General features: G+C 66.9%; 18 protein-coding genes. 11 read left to right on the top strand and 7 right to left on the bottom strand.

Going from position 1 to position 16,404, the window contains the following annotated elements; all coding sequences use genetic code 11:
* Window positions 1-97 precede the first annotated feature (97 nt).
* From IEZ19_RS46430 to IEZ19_RS52140, 5 genes are all read right to left on the bottom strand, one after another.
* Window positions 98-1,318 carry an RNA-guided endonuclease InsQ/TnpB family protein gene (locus IEZ19_RS46430; RefSeq protein WP_189317415.1) on the bottom strand — a complete coding sequence of 407 codons (1,221 nt, stop codon included), beginning with the start codon at window positions 1,316-1,318 and terminating at the stop codon, window positions 98-100.
* Complete coding sequence (gene tnpA / locus IEZ19_RS46425; RefSeq protein WP_373297172.1) at window positions 1,315-1,749, bottom strand: IS200/IS605 family transposase; 435 nt, start codon at window positions 1,747-1,749, stop codon at window positions 1,315-1,317. Before tnpA ends, IEZ19_RS46430 begins: the two co-directional genes overlap by 4 nt.
* 373 nt (window positions 1,750-2,122) lie before the next feature.
* Window positions 2,123-2,920, bottom strand: coding sequence for an SDR family NAD(P)-dependent oxidoreductase (locus tag IEZ19_RS46420; protein ID WP_189317414.1), 798 nt, complete (start codon window positions 2,918-2,920; stop codon window positions 2,123-2,125).
* Between the two features lie 58 nt (window positions 2,921-2,978).
* The gene (locus IEZ19_RS52865; protein WP_189317413.1) at window positions 2,979-3,485 is read right to left on the bottom strand and encodes a patatin-like phospholipase family protein; all 507 of its coding nucleotides are present in this window, start codon (window positions 3,483-3,485) and stop codon (window positions 2,979-2,981) included.
* A 93-nt stretch (window positions 3,486-3,578) separates the two neighbouring features.
* Window positions 3,579-3,809, bottom strand: a complete 231-nt coding sequence (locus IEZ19_RS52140) for an SDR family NAD(P)-dependent oxidoreductase (RefSeq protein ID WP_229841629.1) — start codon at window positions 3,807-3,809, stop codon at window positions 3,579-3,581.
* Window positions 3,810-4,257: 448 nt separating this feature from the next.
* On the opposite strand from IEZ19_RS52140, the gene IEZ19_RS46405 reads away from it, so the two are divergent.
* The 4 genes from IEZ19_RS46405 to IEZ19_RS46390 all read left to right on the top strand — a co-directional run bounded on the left by IEZ19_RS46405 (window position 4,258) and on the right by IEZ19_RS46390 (window position 7,694).
* Complete coding sequence (locus IEZ19_RS46405; protein WP_189317412.1) at window positions 4,258-4,833, top strand: TetR/AcrR family transcriptional regulator; 576 nt, start codon at window positions 4,258-4,260, stop codon at window positions 4,831-4,833.
* 345 nt (window positions 4,834-5,178) lie between these two features.
* Window positions 5,179-6,015, top strand: coding sequence for an alpha/beta fold hydrolase (locus IEZ19_RS46400; protein WP_229841627.1), 837 nt, complete (start codon window positions 5,179-5,181; stop codon window positions 6,013-6,015).
* Between the two features lie 16 nt (window positions 6,016-6,031).
* Window positions 6,032-7,255 (top strand): AraC family transcriptional regulator, encoded by a 1,224-nt coding sequence (locus tag IEZ19_RS54005; RefSeq protein WP_373297171.1) that lies wholly within the window; start codon window positions 6,032-6,034, stop codon window positions 7,253-7,255.
* A gap of 280 nt (window positions 7,256-7,535) precedes the next feature.
* A complete protein-coding gene (locus tag IEZ19_RS46390; RefSeq protein ID WP_189317411.1) occupies window positions 7,536-7,694 on the top strand; it encodes a hypothetical protein in 159 nt (52 codons plus the stop codon).
* A gap of 255 nt (window positions 7,695-7,949) precedes the next feature.
* Here the strand turns inward: IEZ19_RS46390 and IEZ19_RS46385 are convergent, their stop codons facing one another.
* Window positions 7,950-9,122: an exo-alpha-sialidase gene (locus IEZ19_RS46385; protein ID WP_229841626.1), complete on the bottom strand. Its 1,173-nt coding sequence runs from the start codon at window positions 9,120-9,122 to the stop codon at window positions 7,950-7,952.
* Window positions 9,123-9,719: 597 nt separating this feature from the next.
* On the opposite strand from IEZ19_RS46385, the gene IEZ19_RS46380 reads away from it, so the two are divergent.
* The 5 genes from IEZ19_RS46380 to IEZ19_RS46360 all read left to right on the top strand — a co-directional run bounded on the left by IEZ19_RS46380 (window position 9,720) and on the right by IEZ19_RS46360 (window position 14,595).
* Entirely contained in the window at window positions 9,720-10,745 is a 1,026-nt protein-coding gene (locus tag IEZ19_RS46380) for a LacI family DNA-binding transcriptional regulator (RefSeq protein ID WP_189317409.1), read from the top strand.
* An 840-nt stretch (window positions 10,746-11,585) separates the two neighbouring features.
* Window positions 11,586-12,212 carry a transposase gene (locus tag IEZ19_RS53290; protein WP_189317417.1) on the top strand — a complete coding sequence of 209 codons (627 nt, stop codon included), beginning with the start codon at window positions 11,586-11,588 and terminating at the stop codon, window positions 12,210-12,212.
* A gap of 203 nt (window positions 12,213-12,415) precedes the next feature.
* A complete protein-coding gene (locus tag IEZ19_RS53285) occupies window positions 12,416-12,976 on the top strand; it encodes a CatB-related O-acetyltransferase (protein WP_308429094.1) in 561 nt (186 codons plus the stop codon).
* 80 nt (window positions 12,977-13,056) lie between these two features.
* Window positions 13,057-13,797, top strand: a complete 741-nt coding sequence (locus IEZ19_RS46365) for an SDR family oxidoreductase (protein WP_189317408.1) — start codon at window positions 13,057-13,059, stop codon at window positions 13,795-13,797.
* A gap of 264 nt (window positions 13,798-14,061) precedes the next feature.
* Window positions 14,062-14,595: a hypothetical protein gene (locus tag IEZ19_RS46360; protein WP_189317407.1), complete on the top strand. Its 534-nt coding sequence runs from the start codon at window positions 14,062-14,064 to the stop codon at window positions 14,593-14,595.
* Window positions 14,596-14,744: 149 nt separating this feature from the next.
* Here IEZ19_RS46360 and IEZ19_RS46355 read toward each other — a convergent pair whose 3' ends face one another.
* Window positions 14,745-14,933, bottom strand: a complete 189-nt coding sequence (locus IEZ19_RS46355) for a hypothetical protein (RefSeq protein WP_373297170.1) — start codon at window positions 14,931-14,933, stop codon at window positions 14,745-14,747.
* A 201-nt stretch (window positions 14,934-15,134) separates the two neighbouring features.
* Here IEZ19_RS46355 and IEZ19_RS46350 point away from each other — a divergent pair, with 201 nt between their 5' ends.
* Together IEZ19_RS46350 and IEZ19_RS46345 are read left to right on the top strand one after the other, a co-directional pair.
* Window positions 15,135-15,500, top strand: coding sequence for a PadR family transcriptional regulator (locus IEZ19_RS46350; RefSeq protein ID WP_189317406.1), 366 nt, complete (start codon window positions 15,135-15,137; stop codon window positions 15,498-15,500).
* 47 nt (window positions 15,501-15,547) lie between these two features.
* A complete protein-coding gene (locus tag IEZ19_RS46345) occupies window positions 15,548-16,261 on the top strand; it encodes a hypothetical protein (protein ID WP_189317405.1) in 714 nt (237 codons plus the stop codon).
* Window positions 16,262-16,404 lie beyond the last annotated feature (143 nt).

Raw genomic sequence — 16,404 nt, 5'->3', positions numbered from 1 at the left:
ACCTCTCCTCTTCGGGACTTTCACCCTTAAGCTGCCGCCCATGCTGGGCGTACTGACTCCGCCCACGACTGAGGTCGCGGGCTTCCTGGATCGGCGGCTAAGCACCGTCGCAGAGGACCAGCCCGGCCCTGTGCAGGACGTTCAGCGCGCCCACGCGGTCGGCGTTCTCCACCAGGCTGCACTGGACACACTCGAACTTCGCTTGGGTGGTGCGGTTCTCCTTGGCGACGTGCCCGCAGCCTCCGGCTTCGATCGGGCAGGTCCGGGAGGTGTTGCGGGAGTCCACCGGGATCACGCGGCGAGCGGCACTCTCAGCCTTCTGCGCCAGGATTCCCAGGAACAGTCCCCAACCCGCGTCGAGGATGCTGCGGTTCAAGCCCGCTTTGGCGGCGACCCCGTTCGGCAGGAAGCCGCCGGGCTGCTCGGGGTCGGGCCTGGGTGCAGGCGCTTTGGTCATGCCCGCTGTGTTCAGCTTCTCGTGGGCGATCACGTCGTGCTCCCGTACGAGCGCACGCGCGGCCTTGTGGTGGTGGTCCAGGCGCTGCCGCCGGATCTTCGCGTGGATCTTGGCGACCTTGCGGGCGGCGGCCCGGTGTTTCTTCGTCCGCCGACGGGTGCGCTTGGGGAACGTCGCCAGGTGCTGCTGGGCGGCGGCCAGCTCGGCGGACATCGACCCCAAAAAGCGCGGGTTCTCAACGTGCACGCCGCCCGAGTCGGTGAAGAAGTGCACCGTCCCCATGTCGATGCCGACGATGCTGCCGGTTGCGGGCAGTGGCTCGGCCGGTACGTCGTCGCAAGCCAGGACGGTGTACCAGCGGTGCCCTTCCCCTTTGATCGAGATCGTTTTGACCCGGCCGCGTACGGGCCGGTGCTGGTGCACGCGGACGTGCCCGACGCCTTGCAGCCGGACCCGCCTCTGCGCATCGTGAGGGGTGGAGTCCCAGCGGCAGCCGTCCCCGTCCTTCGGGAACGTGACGGTGTCGAAGTGGCCGACGCCCTTGAACCGGGGGTAGCCCGGGCTCTGATGGGCCTTCACCCGCTTGAAAAAGGCTTGAAACGCCTTGTCCAGGCGGCGCAGGGTGGCTTGCTGAGAGCTGAACGACCATCGGCCCTGACGTTCCGGGTCGAACGCCCTGATCTCCTTCAACTGCGCGGACTGGCCGCCGTACGTGACGCTCGTCTTCGATGCGTGCCGGTAGGCGTCACGACGCTCCTGCAATGCCCCGTTGTAGAGCGAGCAGTGATCGGCCAGCATCTCCCGGAGCGCTTGCTCCTGACGCACGGTCGGCCTGAGAAGGAACGTGTAGGCACGGATCACCCCGGCGCCGCCTTGTCCTTCTTCCCAGGGCGTTCCCACTGGGTGTTGATGTACTTCTCCACCGTCACCACGCTCACCGCGCCGACCGAGGCGGCGAAGTACGACGACGACCACAAGGTGGGCATCCGTGACCTCAGGTGCGGGAACTCCGAGCGGAGCACGCGGGAGGTGAAGCCCTTGAACTGGTTCGCCACATACGAGGCCGACGACTTCGGGTCGTGCTTGACGAACAGGTGCACGTGGTCCGGCACCACCTCAAGGGCGATGATCTCCCACCCGCGCTCGTCCGCCTTCTGGCGGATCAGCTCGTCCAGGCGTTCCGCGACCCTGCCGCCCCGGACCGGACGGCGGTACTTAGGGCACCACACCACGTGGCGCCCGAGATCGTACACACCGCCGGAGAACCGGCGAACCCTCCCGGTCACAGCCACGCGATCACACACGCGGCAAGTCTAGTGCAGCAGGAAACCGGTACGGGTGAACAGTACAGATCCATGCACCGAGTTGAGGTCACAGCAGCCCAAAGAAACGATGCCCCACCCCGCTGAAGCGGGGCGTCCCGGCGCAGGCCGAGCACCGGTCGGCGCCGAGCATGATGTCGACAAGGTTCGATGTAGCACCGAAGCAGCGCGGAGGGCTGGGGATGTGGACCCGTTGCGCAATCGAGGTGAATCACGTCGACAGCGAAGGCAACGGCCGGCGCTACCGCCGGGGACGCTGGTGCGGCAGTCGGCAGCACCAGCGTCCACCGAGGTGTGCTGGCCGGAGCGGATCCGGGCCGCTCCGACCGCGTCGTGACGGGCCTTACGCGACCTTGACGGAGCCTGCGTCGACCGCCCAGTCCTCGCCGATTGCGCTTGGCATGGTCGGGGATGCCAACAACAGCACCGCGCGGGCGATTTCGTCCGGCTCGATCAGGCTGCCGGTGAGCATGCCAAGGTCCGTCGGCAGGTTCTGCATCAGGGCGGCGTGCTCGACACCGATCGCCTGCGCCACCTGGGACATGTAGCCATCCTTACCCGCGATCGCGTTGGTCCTTGTCACGGACGGCGAGACGGTGTTGACCCGTACCCCCTGCGAGGCCATCCGCTCGGCCAACCCTCGGGAGAACCTGTTCAGCGCCGCCTTGGCCGCCGCATACGGCAGCGGGGTGCTGCCAGGAGCGCCGAGGCGCCGGGCGGTGTCAGAACTGATGTTGACGATCGCGCCCTGGGCCTCGGCCAGCGCGGGCAGTGCGGCCCGGGTGACCCTCACGGGGGAGCTGAAATTCAACGTGAAGACGTCCTGCCAGATCTCGTCCCCGCCGTCGAGGGTGTCGCCGAGCGATCCCTCGGGCAGGCTGCCGCCTCCGACGTTGTTGACCAGGACGTCCAGACGCGGGTCAGCCGCGAGGACCGTCTCGACCATGCGGCGGGGCCCGTCGGCCTCGGACAGGTCGGCCGCCACGAAGGCCGCTCCAGTCTTTTCGAGTTCGGGCGTGCTGCGCCGGGACACGGCGGTGACTGATGCCCCTTCAGCGAGGAAAGCTCGTACGATCGCGAGGCCGATGCCTTTGCTGGCGCCGGTCACGAGCACGCGCTTGCCGACGAGTTGCAGGTCCATAGTGCGTTACTCCATGTGGTGCGAAGGATTATTCAGTGGTCCGGTAGGAAGCCGGAGGTCAGAAGGTGCCGTGCAGCTCTGTACCGGGCCGGGCGCCCGCCGCGTAGGCGTCACCGATCAGGGAGGCGTCCAGGAGCCGCTGGCCGTCGGCGCTGAGAACGCGGAATTCCTCATTCGGTTCGGTGGTCTCGACACGGGTTCCCGCTGCCCGGAGCGCGGCGAGGGCAGGTGTGACGTTGGCCTGTTGGGCGCGCGTGGTCCGGTGGACCCGTTCCCGGTCGAGGTTGAGGTAGGGCAGGCAGGGAACCGCGACCACCAGATCGTGCCCTTGGGCGAGCGCGGCGTTGAGGGGGTCGTGCAGGCCGCCGTCCATGTAACGTCGGTCGCCAATCCCGATCACCGGTAGTACGAGGGGGAGTGCGCAGCTCGCGGCGACAGCGCGGGCCAGGGGCACTCCCGAGCCGCTGTCGAAGGTTGTGACTTCACCCGAGTCGGTATCCGTGGCGGTACACGTGAAGGTGGTTGGCCAGTCATTGCCGACCAAGCCGTCGAAGAGCGTGACCACGTCCTCAGCCGGCAGGGTGTCGGCCTCGGCCGCGAGGCCGCCCAGGGTCCGGCAGGGCTCGCGTGGGTCCGTTGCGCCGGTTCTGGTCGGCGGTCATGGTGGCGACGAGTCGGTCCGCGGTGACGGCGCCGCGGATCGCGATGTCGGTCTTGACGCCGCCCGGTTCACCACGATCACCTCGACGCCCTGCGATGCCAGCTCACGACGCAACGAGTCGCTGACCGCTTCGAGGGCGAACTTGCTGCCGGCGTAGGCGCCGTATGCGGGCATCGCGACCCGGCCGCCCGTCGAGGTGATGTTGACGACGCGACCCTTGCTGCGCAGCAGCGCGGGCAGCAGTGCCTGGGTGACGGCGATGTGGCCGAACAGATTGACGTCGGACTGCCGCCGCTACTCACTCATCGGCCAGCGCCTCGACCGGAGCGTTGATGGCGATCCCGGCCGTTGTTCACCAGCGCCCGCAGGTTTCCACCCACGCGCTCTGCCAGGGCGGTGATGTGGTCCGGGGGCGGTGATGTCCGGGATGACCGGCTCAATGCTGGGCGCGCGGAGGGCCTCGGCGTCACTCTCGAGCCGTACCCCGGCAAGAACTTGGAAGCCACGATGGGCCAGCTCGCGCCCGGTGGCCCATCCCATTCCGGTGGAGGCTCCGGTCACCACGATCCCTCCGCCCGCTTCACCAAACTCGCATGACATTGTCATATGAATGAGATTAGAGGTTTCACCTGACAACGTCAACCCACTGAGGTGATGCCATCTGTAATATGTTGGCGTGGTCAGCCGCGCAGAATCCGCCGCCGCCACCCGTCGCGCCCTTCTCGACGCGGCCGCCGAGCTGCTCGACGAGGGCGGCCCTGACGCGGTGACCCTGCGGGAAGTGGGCGCACGGGCAGGTGTGAGCCGCGGCGCACCCTACGGGCACTTCGCCGACAAGGAGACCCTGCTAGGCGCCGTCGCCGCAGAAGGCTGGGAGCGTCTCAGCGACGAGATCGCAGCCCTGGATGGCACGCCGTCCGACAGACTCCGAGGCGCCCTCGCCGCGCTTGTCACCATCGGCCGCCGCCACCCTCACCGCTACCGGCAGATGTTTGCCCCCCCGGCTGGCGACGAGCCCGGGAGTATGATCCGCGCCTCCTGCCGTACTCAGGAAGAATTTCTGGCTATCGTTTCCGAACTCGTCGACGAACAGGACCTCCACCGATACGGAGGCCTACTCTTCACAGGCGTCAGCGGCATCATCGCCGCGGAACTGAGCGGCCACTTCGCCACCGGGACTTGGCGCACCTCCGCCGACGAACTTGTCGATACCCTCGCCACGATCATTGCCGACGGACGACTCCACACCTGAGCAACGCACCGGGCCGGCCCGCGCCAGCAGCAGACCGGACCCGCGCCGTGGAGACGGTCCCACTCGCATCGCCGAGCAGACACCCCGCACCCGCCACAGCGGTCCGGATCGTCTCCATCCGCGGTTCGTTGGAGACCATCCACTCCTCGGGGGTCATGCCGGTGTCCTGCCGCGCTTGCGACTCCAGCTCGACGGCCGCCGCGACGCCCTGGGCGCACAATCCTTCATTTTACTTAGTTGATCTTGAATGTTCTGGGCTCGCCGGCCACCCAGGGCTGGTCCAAGAGGCCGCGCCCGCGACATTCGTACAAGACCGCCCGCCGGCCACCCCCGCACCATCCAGGCATGGGTGAATACGACGTCGAGAACACGCCGGGGATGCACGTGGTCCATGACGGGCCGCGGGAGGCGCCCCCGCTGCTGCTCATCCACGGGTCGGGCGCCTCGAACGCCTTCTGGGGTCCGGTGGTCGAGGCGCTCGCCGAGCGCCAGCACGTCATCCGGGTCGATCTACCGGGCTGCGGGCAGTCCCCGCCCGCGCCGTCCTACGACGTGCCCGTGCAGGCGAAACGGGTGGCGGCGGTGCTGGACGGGCTCGGGCTGCGCGGCGTGGCCGTGGCCGGGCACTCCAGTGGTGGCTACGTCGCCACCGCGCTGGCCGAACAGCGGCCTGATCTGGTGGGTTCGCTCGCGATGGTCAGCTGCGGTCCGAGTCTCGACGCGCTGCTTCCGGAGCCGTTGATCCTGCGGGCGGTGATGGCGCCGCCGCTCGGCCCGATCCTGTGGGCGAGGCGCACGGACGCGATGATCCGCAAGGGGGTCGGCGCGACGGCCGCCCGCCCGGTGGACATCCCCGACGACGTGGTCGCCGGGGTGAAGGCCATCACGTACCGCGCCCTCAGGGGGGTGCTGCGCTGCAACGGCGCGTACGTCACCGAGCGGAGCGTGCCCGAGCGGCTCGCCGCCCTCGATGTGCACGTGCCCGTGCTGGTGCTGTTCGGCGCGGCCGATCCCCGGTGGGATCCGGCGTCGGCGCACCACTACGACGCGGTGCCGAACGCGCGGGTCGAGATGCTGCCCGGCGTCGGGCACCTGCCCACCCTGGAAGCGCCCGAGTCGCTCGGCGAACTGCTCCTCGGCTTCACGGCGGCGGGCGCCGACGCCCCGCCCACGACGCCCTGAGTCCTACGCTGGTCCCATGGCCGTTCACATGCCATCGACAGGAACCGGGCCTGAACGCATCGGGCCCGAGGGGGCAACGCCCGACTGGGACAGTGTGGACGTCGCGGTCCCGCCGCCGTCGGTCCGGCTGCCGGGAGTCCGCATGGCCGGGTTCAGCAACCGTTCCGCCCCGCCGGTGGAGATCGCCATGGTCGCGCATCCCTCCGTCACCGTCCTCGTCGACCTGAGCGAGGGGGAAGGCTTCGTCCACGACGCCCAGGGGCGCCGCGAGCGGGGCAGTTTCGTCGTCGGCCTGCTGCCCGGTGAGCTGCGGATGGGCGGCCGGATCGGCGCGGTCCTGCAGATCCGGCTCGGGCCGGTCGCGGCGGCCGCGGTGCTCGGCTCTTCGGCCGAACTCCGAGACATCAGCGGGCTATTGGTGCCCTTCGCGGATGTCTGGGGCCGCGATGCCGGGCGGGCCGAGGAGCGGCTGCGGGCCGCCGCGTCGTGGGACGAACGGTTCACGGTCGCGCGGGACCTCCTCGCCCGCCGACTGTACGACGACGGGCCACGCGCCCGCCCGCCGGTGGATCCGGAGGTCGCCTTCGTCTGGCGGCAGACGCTCGGGCGCCGGGGGCGGGTGCGGGTCGACGGCCTGGCGGACGAGGCCGGCTGGAGCCGCAAGCGCCTGTCGGCCCGCTTCCGGTCGCAGCTCGGCATCACGCCCAAACGGGCCGCCCGGCTGGTGCGGTTCGACCACGCCGCCCACCTTCTGGCGGCGGGGCGCGACGCCGCCGCTGTCGCCGCCGAGAGCGGCTACGTGGACCAGTCCCACCTCCACCGCGAGGTCAGGGAGTTCACCGGCCTCACCCCCAGGGGCGTGGCCGCCGCGCCCTGGCTCGCGATCGACGACGTGCCTGGCCGGAATCAACACCCGCCCGGACCTCCCCCAACACGTCGCTCCGGCAAGGGCGTTGAGCAGCACGCCCCTACGACGTCGAGGCCGCAGCCCTCTTCGGGGACGCCCGGTCCAACGACCCAAGCGACTCTGGCTCCGGATGGGCGGAGCCCCGGCACGTTCGGCACGTTCGGCGCGTCACGCGCGGCTGTGGTCCACGGGGTCTGGGCCTGCTGCTCTTCAGACCCGGACCGGGCGTTCTCGGTCGCCAGCCACCAGGAGCTCCAGCTCCGTGCAGTCCGCCGCAGACAGCGTCAACCTGACTCCCCGCAGCGACCTGAGAGTCATCACGTAATGCTGTGATGTCCGTCCGGTCTCTGTACGGAGCTGACCCGCCTGGGTGGTGTGTGGTCCGTGCGGCCGGCTGTTCCGACGTGGGCCTTGTGCCGCTCGTTCGCGGGTGGGGTCTCATTCGGGGTTTGTCCGGTACCGGTCGGTGTGTTTTGTCGGGCAGAGGCCCTGCGCGGCCGGGGTGTCCCGGCCGGTGGGCTGCCGCGTGGGTACGGCCCCGTGCGGGGCGGGCACCGCGCTGCGGTTGACTCGACAGGGCCTCTTGCAGCCCTGGTTCGAAGAGGATTTGCGTGTGGCGCGCCTGGACGATGTCCAGGCGCGCAGTGCTGGGGTCGTCCGCGTCGGTGAGTCGGACGTGGGCGCCCAGGGCGGCGGAGACCATGTCGCGGTCACCGACGAACCCGCACGAAGTGCAGGTGTGGATCCGGTCGGCGACCCCGCCGGTGAGTAGGACGGCGGGCAGTGTCTCGTCGAGCCAGCCTCGGACTCGTCCAGTGACCAGCCGAGGTCGTCGGTGCGGACGAAGTAGGCGGACCCCCAATCCTGCGTTCGCCATCCCAAGGGCCCTGTGCGGAGTTCGTGCCGCGGCCCGGCACCGCTGCGGGACGGTCACGACCGGTTTCGTCGTGACCGTCCCGCGGGCTGCGATGGGTTGCGCAAGTCTTCTCGCCCCGATTGCCCTTTGCTTTCCAGGACTTGGGTGCGCTCAGGATGATGGTACGGGGCTTGTTGCGAAGTACGGTTTGCAGATGCTGCCGGACCAGTCGGTGGCGATCTCCAGCAGGCTGTTGCCGTCTGTGGAGGGCAGCAGGGCCGAGCTGTAGTTGGGGCAGTAGTCGACGACCGTCGACTGGACGGTCACGGGCGCTGCGATCTCCCGCCAGGTGCCCCTGCCGCCCGTACTGTTGACCCAGACGGTCCGGCCGCTGCCGGCGGCCACCGAGCCGTCCTTGTTGTAGAGGACCTGACCGATCAGGAAGAGTCGGCCCAGAGGATTACCGGCCTGGGGTGCCCAGGCCACGGTCGGGGCGTGCTTGAAGTACTTGCCGTCTGCCGTCTCAGGGCGATAGCCGAGGGACGGTCCGCTGTTCCAGTTCCAGCCGTCGGGTGAGGTCCGGTAGTGCACAACGCACTGGTACTGGCCAGAGGCCGAGCAGATCTCGTAGGACATGAAGTAGGTGCCGTTGCCGAGTTTGCGGACGACTGCCATGCCTGGGCGGTCGGTGGCGAGTGAACTGATGACGGTGGCGTGGTGTCCGGTCCAGGTGAGGCCGTTCGAGGATCGCGCGGCCATCAGCTTCTGGCTGTGCGCGGAGTCGGTCTCGTCCGAGTAGTGCGCGACGAGTTGACCGGACGCGTCGACGGAGAACTCGGGCTCCCACAGGCCACCGGTGCTGCCCGCGGTCACGATGGTGGACAGGTAACTCCACGTACGCCCCACGTCGTTGCTCTTGAAGACGCGCAGCGCCATGCGCCGGTTGGCCTCATCCTGACCGACCGAGGCCGACCAGAGCAGGGTGCCGGCGGGCAGGTTCCCCACTTGCTGAGGGAGTTCGAACAGGGTGGAGCAGCAGAGTCCCTGCCCACCCGCCGCTTCCGGATCGCTGACGGCGCCCACCTGATGGAAGGACGTGCCGGAGTCGGTGCTCTCGTAGATGGCCCCAAGTCCGTTGTTCCCGGAGAACGTGACCACCGATGACAGGATGCGGCCGTTGGCGCTGCCGTTGTGCGCCAGCCGGATCGCCCGGGGGTACAGGCCGGTGTCGTTGCGCAGTGCGGTGCCGGTCGCGGCGTCGGCCGTTCCGGTCTGTGTGGTGAGTAAGGCGGTCAGGAGCGCGACCAGCACGGAGACGAGGACGGCCAGACGGGGCCGACTCACACGTGTAGGGGGTGCTGCCGACATCAAGAACTCCTATCGGGGACGGGCTGGATCGGTTGGGTCGGTGACGTCGGGGTGATGTCAGCCGGAAAGGGTGTTACGTCACTCAGGGGGGCAGGCGGCTGATGACGTCCCGGACACCGATGTGGCCAATCCGCCTGCGCGAGCGTGCTGTCCCAGCCGCCGAGGATCGCGGCGGAGACCGCGGCCGCACCGAGCGACCAGGACTGCGCAGCGATCGGCGTCGGGACGAAGTGGCCGGAGGAGTATGCGGCGTGCGGTCCCACATGCGCATGCGTCCTTCCGGCAGGAACCTGAACGAGTACAACGTTGGAATGTGGGGCCGAGCCGAACGGCTGAGTCGGTTGAGCGAGGCTGTTACAACGTTGTAGCCCTGTGGAATTAGGGCGTCAACACCCCTGCAAAAACTCCTTGTTCGTCGGGTCGGCTACGCCTTAACGGTCATTTCGCCCATGTGTGAAGCGAAGCTATTACAACGTTGGAGCATGGCCTACGCTCAGCAGGACACCGGAACAACTTGCGTGACGGCCAACGCCGGGGCAGACGGAAAGCACCCGGGGAGGGAGGGCGGCCACCATGGCGGGTGCACGCCTCAAGGATGTCGCCGAGCGCGCGGGCGTGTCGATCAAAACGGTCTCGAACGTCGTCCGCGGCGAAGGACGCGTCGCGGAGCAGACCCGGCGGCGAGTCCTGCACGCCATAGCCGAACTCGACTACCAGCCCAATGCCTCCGCACGGCACCTGCGCACCGGCCGCAGCGGCATCATCGCGCTGGCCGTCCCCGAACTGGTCGCGCCGTACTTCGCCGAGCTCGCCGCGGAAGTCATAGCAGCCGCCAAGACGCGTGGCTGCACCGTACTCATCGAGGACACCGGGGGCGACCCGGCGGAGGAGCTGCGCATCGCCTGTGGGCTCAGCGACCCGCTCATCGACGGTGTACTGCTCAGCCCGCTCGGCCTCGACGAGACGATGCTCGCCAACCGCGGACGTCGCGTTCCCCTCGTGCTCCTGGGCGAGCAGTCGTACGAGATCCCGGCGGATCACGTACTGATAGACAACTCCGCGGCGGCGCGGGAGGCGACCGAGCATCTGCTCCGCATCGGCCGGCGGCGTATCGCGGTCATCGGCCAGCCGCCTGAGCGGGCGCACGCGACGACCGTGCAACGCATGCACGGCTTCCTCACCGCACTGCATGCCGCCGGTGTGCCGCATGACCCCCGACTCGTGCCGCACACACGGGAGTTCACCCGTGCCGACGGCGCCGCGGCCATGCGGGTTCTGCTCGCTCTCGAGGACCCGCCCGACGCCGTCTTCTGCTTCAGCGACCTGCTCGCCTCCGGCGCGATGCGCGCGGCCCACGAACACGGTCTCCGCGTGCCGGAGGATCTGGCGGTTGTCGGCTTCGATGACATCCAGGAGAGCCGCTACAGCGTGCCGTCACTGACCACCGTCTCGCCGGACAAGCAGGAGATCGCCGAACTTGCCGTGGACGCGGTGCTGCACAGGATCACCAACGACGCGGAGGCCCCGCACAGACGACTCACGGCGGGGCACGACCTGCTGGTGCGAGAGAGCACTGGTACGGAGGCGCCGAGGACGTGACGGCGCCTCAGCAGGAGACCCTCCCCCAGACCAAGACCTCGGTGCTCGGTCGGCGTACGGACATCGAAATGCCCTCGGGCAACACGTCGTCGCTCAAGCATTCCAGTGCCTGGCCGGTGGGGACCGCAAAGTGCTGGGGTCCGGGAATCCTGTCGTACACCGCAGCCTCACCGCTGGGTGTTCCATGCGGCGACCTGCCCTGGCCAGCCGTGCCGCCCGCAGTCGTTGAAAAGCTGGCTGGGCGTTGCCTGAGGCCGGTCGACAGGGGTACCGACACGATCACCCAACTGATCCCCCTGCTCGACGCCATCCCCCGGATCCGTGGCCCCTGTGGGCGCCCCCGACACCGGCCCATGTCGCTGTTCGCTCATCTCGGCTACGACCATCGCGTGGGCGGGTGTGCTCGAAGCCCTTGACGCGTACGGCGAATACGCCGCAGGTGGGGAAGGCCCGTGCGGCCTCATCCGCGATGGTCAGGTGCACCCGCCGGGTGCTGTCCGCCAGCCGCTCGACCTTGGCCACGGCCAGGCCGTCCAGGTCGAGCAGCAACGTCGTATTGTTGTCCAAGCCCGTGTGTCCAGGTGCTCAAGCTGCGTAGAGAACAGTCATGATCACCCATGACCACGGGCTTCCCGCATCCAGGGCCGGAGCCAACTCGCCTGGTTCTCTGGACCCAACTTGCATGGCCCTCACGGCCCGTGACGATGCGGCAGGCCACCCGCAGTCACACCTCGCTCAACTTCGAAGACCCATCATGCAGCAGTCCCGTCATGCGACGCCCGGTGGCGCGAGGTCCCGCTTCAGCACCGCACCCACGAACGGGCGCACGGGCGAGGCGAGATACGCCGCCTCAAAGTCTGCACGGTCCAGCCGGGTCTGCTTTTTCCGCACGCCGTCCAGGCCATCGAGGTCAAGCGCCGTCGCACGAATCGCACGACCGGGAAGACCACCATCAAGACGATCTATGCGGTCACCAGCCTCACCTCCGAGCAGGCCACCGCGTCCCAACTTGCCGAACTGATCCGTGGGCATTGGCAGGTCGAGGCCCTGCACCACGTGCGGGACGTAACCTTCGCCGAGGACGCCTCGCGCGTCCGCACCGGAAACGCGCCCCGCGCGATGGCGACCTTCCGCAACCTCGCCATCGGCCTCATCCGCCAGGCCGGCTGGACGAACATCGCCGCCGCCACCGACCACTACCGATCACGGACCGACCACGCACTCCAACTACTCGATCTTGAAAAACGCATCAGTCCTGTCCAGGCACGCGCCTCTCATCAGCGGAAACGTCTGCGCGCAGGACTTTGCGGCAGCCCTGGGACATCAACACTCTCCGTAGAACTTGATTGCTTCCTTAGGGTGGAAAGAGGAGGAGGCGGAGAGGTGCGCAAGAGATCCGGGTACTCATGTCTACCAGCAGTTAATAATCAAGGAATCCACTTCAGGCAGGGAAATTCTCCTGCGTGACATTATTGCCCTTATGTGAATTATCGCTTCGTGTGAAATCAGGGATCCTGTCCGCTTCTAGCCGAGAGCAGATCGCTATGCCTGATGGTTCTCATTGGTCGAGGCCGCAGTACCTCCATGAGGCCGTAACCAACCCCAACATCCACGTGGCAGGAACTCACAGTTACTACAGCCACGCCTGGTCCGGCGACTTCGAGGGGTCCGTGGTGCGTTACCTCCACGGAGATGCCTACAGCCGAGAGAACCGGGACTGGGCGCCGCCCTGGCCCATTGACCAACTGCATATCGGCGACTATGTGTGCATCGGAGCCGAAGCTGTGATCCTCATGGGCGGCAACCATCTTCATCGCACAGACTGGTTCAGTCTCTATCCTTTCCGCGACGTTCGCGTCGACGCTTATCAGGGAAAGGGGGACACTGTCATCAAGGATGGTGTCTGGATCGGCATGCGCGCCATGATCATGCCTGGCGTAACGCTAGGCGAAGGCGCCGTAATTGCTGCTCAAAGTGTAGTCACCCGCGATGTGCCGCCCTACACCCTTGTGGCCGGCAGCCCTGCACGGGAAGTCCGGAAACGCTTCGCTCCGGAGGTCATCGACCGGCTCCTGGCACTGGACATCTACAAGTGGAGCGACGAAAAATTCGAGTCTCTACGTCCGGTTGTCTGCGGATCAAGTATCGACGCCCTCGAGGAGATGTCCCAGGCATGGGACAACTCAATTCTAACGGTCCATAGAAATGCAGCCGCTGCCCCTGTGGCGTGACCTCACCCGTAAATACGCGCAGCCAGAATCGGAATCACAAGGTACGGGTCTCTTCTAGACGCTTCAAGGAGGAAACAGGAGTGTGTCAGATTCCTTACTCTCGTGTCGCTCTCGTCACCGGTGGGTCCGGCGGGATCGGTCGCGCCATAGTCAGACGACTGGCGGAAGAAAGGTTTTCTATAGGTGTTCACTACGCAGAAAACAAGGACACGGCCTACAGCCTGGTCGAGGAGATCACGTCGCGTGGCGGTCGGGCTATCGCAATCGGCGGCGATGTCGCCGATGAAGACGTGATGGCCGCAGCCTTCAATGAAGTCGAAGTTGAATTCGGGGGAATCGACGTCCTCGTGCACACCGCCGGTATCATGCGGCCTGGACCAATCGCGACGCTAGACCTGACTGAGCTCGACCAGATCCACCGCACTAACATCCGCGGCACGTTCGTCGTCGACCGGCTGGCGGCCCAGCAACTACGCGCCGGCGGAGCAATCATCAACTTCTCCACCTCCATGACCCGCACGCAATGCCCCGCCTACGGTGCATACGTCACGAGCAAGGCGGCTGTCGAGGCAATTACTCTGGTGCTCGCCCGCGAGCTGCGCGGCAAGGACATCACGGTCAATGCTGTCGCCCCCGGCCCCACCACCACCTCGATGCTTTTCGGTGACAAGAACGAGACAACCATCGGCAACCTCACCAAGGCCGCACCGCTCGAGCGTCTGGGACGCCCCGAGGACATGGCCGAGATCGTGGCCTTCCTCGCAGGACCGGCGCGCTGGGTAAACGGCCAGGTACTGTTCGGCAACGGCGGCCTTGCCTGAACTGAATCCTTCCCGATCACACAGCAATCACAAAACCGCTGCAGCATCCCACGTTCCGCTCAACTTGCCGCGCGGGTGAGCGCCAAGAATCGGTGTTGAACGTGCGCACCACGTCTGGTCACCGATGTCTTTAGCTGACGCTACATCAGGACAAAGTGATGACCCTCCGACCTGCAGGAACGTGAACGTCAGGCTGTAATGCCAGTCAATTGATCGGGGAAACTCGAATGCAAGCCCCTCAAAGAAGGGTTAGGACATCAGAAAGTGAACAAAACGAGAACCATTAGGGTGGTCGCTAGTGCGGCATTTGCTTTGATGGGCGTGCCAGTCACCGCCTCGCCAGGAACAGCTGCTACCAGGGATGTCGGTACGGAGAAGCTATACCTGACGGTCACAGGAGCCGCGCAGTACGGGTATCCGTTTACATCAAAGAAGCCGGGGGACGAATTCGGCGGCAGCGGGAAAGTTAGTGAGAGGAACACCGGAGTAGGCGACGGAAAATTCTCGTACTACTGCAAAATCACTGCTGTCAGTACCGCTCCCAACACGCTCACCAGCATCTGTCACGCCGCGCTGGACCTGCCAAAAAAGGGTCAGATCATGCTGGAGGCACTGGTCACCCAAAAGGCTGGCACTTCGGGTTTCCGGATGGCGGTCACGGGTGGAACAAACGACTACGAATTTGTAAGGGGTCATGCTGACTTCACTGAAACACCACCACCCGCGAGAATCGTCGTCTCTCTGGTCCATCCAACAAAGACGCCGGCGGTAGCGCCCGGCGTGGCAGCACCTCGCTGACCGGCACTGTCAAGTACTGCAGCCGGAGTTCGGCTTGCCTCGCCGAGGGCGGGGGTCACGAATTGGTGTTGAACGCGCGCATCACGCCCAGCAGGGCTGTTGCAAGGTCGGATTTCAGGGGCGAATGTGCAGGCAGGGCCGATGCGCTCTCAGGTTTCAAGATCGAGTAGTTGGAGTGCGTGGTCGGTCCGTGATCGGTAGTGGTCGGCGGCGGCGATGCTCGTCCAGCCGACCTGGCGGATGAGGCCGATGGCGAGGTTGCGGAAGGTCGCCATCGCGCGGGGCGCGTTTCCGGTGCGGACGCGCGAGGCGTCCTCGGCGAAGGTTACGTCCCGCACGTGGTGCAGAGCTGGTTGCCGCTGCGGCTGCCGCGTCCCGCCTCCGGCGTACAGGGGCTTCCATCCCGGCCGGCCGCTCCAGGTCAGGGCCGCATCCTACCCAGCTCAGCACGCGCCCTTTCCCTGCAAAGGATCCGCACCCAACGGATTTGCTTGCCTAGATAGCTTGCATAGCTAACTAGGCCGTGATGCCATCTAGGCATGGTTGCAGACCGCAGAGCCAGCTGGCTCAAGGGAGTCCTCGATCTGCTGGTGTTGTCCTGCCTCGTCGACGGCGAGAGCTACGGCTACGAGATCGCCAAAAAGCTCGACGACGCTGGTCTCGGACACATCCGCGGCGGCACTCTCTACCCGGTGCTCAACCGACTGGAGACGGCGGGGCTGGTCCAGGCAGAGTTCCGTGCCGCCGAGCGCGGCCCAGGGCGGCGCTACTACGAGCTGACGGCCGAGGGCCGGGCAAGCCTCACGGAAGAGGGGGAATCATGGATGATCTTTCACCGCACGGTACAGAACACGCTTGCGGGCGCGGGGGTGGAGACACTGCCGCCGAGTACTTCGCGGAGCTGACGCAATGCCTGCGTGAGCACGGTCTGCCGCCGGAGCACACCACCGCTTTGGTCGCGGAACTCACCGGGCACGCCGCCGAATCCGGCACCGACCCGCATGCCGAGTTCGGCCCGCCGGCTGATTTCGCCCGGCAGTTGGCGCCGGCAGCGGATGGCCCGGCCGATCCGGAACCCGGCGCCCAGCGGTGGGTGTGGACCGCGGACGCCTACATGGACCAAGACATGATGAACCGCTTCGGGGCCCAGGGCTGGGAGATCGAACGAGTCGACAAGCTGGGCCGGTTCGTCAGCCGCCGTGATGAGCGCAACTCTCTGCGCTGGGAGTACCGGCGCAATGTCGTCGACCGCCGCAAGCGGTCGCAGCATGCGGCCTCACTCGCGCCGGACGGCTGGGAGCCGTGCGGGTACTGGCTGTACCTGGCGTACTACAAACGGCCACTCGCCGTCACCGTAGGACCCACAGCCACCCTCGCCGAGCCTCCCGAGCGCCCCGCCCGCAGCGTCTACTTCACCCGCCCCCTCTACGGCTACCTGGCATCGGTACTGGCGTGCCTGGCCGTTGTCATCCTGCTGTCGACCGTCTTCGCCCCGGCCTCCGGGGACTCCGGGCTGAAGCACGGGCTCGTGGTGGGGATGCCCGTGGGCGCAGTCGTGGGAATGCTGGTAGGTGTCTGGCTACTGCGCCGCCAGCGGCAACAGATGCGCCGCGCCGCGCGTTTTCCGGCACCCGAGCCGGAGAGCACACCCACGGGCATCAGCTGACAATCAAGCCTATAGTCACGCCAAAGCTGTCAGCTCGCGCCGCGCTGGCCATCCACATCAAGCCGGCAACTCGCACTGAGCTGAGAAGCCGTATCTCAACCGAACTTGATCGTTTGATTCCTGCTGGTCAGGCATGGTTTCGC

Origin of the sequence: Streptomyces brasiliensis, assembly GCF_014647875.1 — a bacterium.
Classification (GTDB): Bacteria; Actinomycetota; Actinomycetes; order Streptomycetales; family Streptomycetaceae; genus Streptomyces; species Streptomyces brasiliensis.
This window is presented reverse-complemented; position numbering and strand designations above follow the sequence as displayed.

Coding starts and splice junctions, on each gene's coding strand:
- IEZ19_RS46420 (WP_189317414.1), bottom strand. CDS start 2,920: ATGGACCTGCAACTCGTCGGCAAGCGCGTGCTCGTGACCGGCGCCAGC.
- IEZ19_RS46400 (WP_229841627.1), top strand. CDS start 5,179: ATGGGTGAATACGACGTCGAGAACACGCCGGGGATGCACGTGGTCCAT.
- IEZ19_RS54005 (WP_373297171.1), top strand. CDS start 6,032: ATGGCCGTTCACATGCCATCGACAGGAACCGGGCCTGAACGCATCGGG.
- IEZ19_RS46380 (WP_189317409.1), top strand. CDS start 9,720: ATGGCGGGTGCACGCCTCAAGGATGTCGCCGAGCGCGCGGGCGTGTCG.
- IEZ19_RS46350 (WP_189317406.1), top strand. CDS start 15,135: ATGGTTGCAGACCGCAGAGCCAGCTGGCTCAAGGGAGTCCTCGATCTG.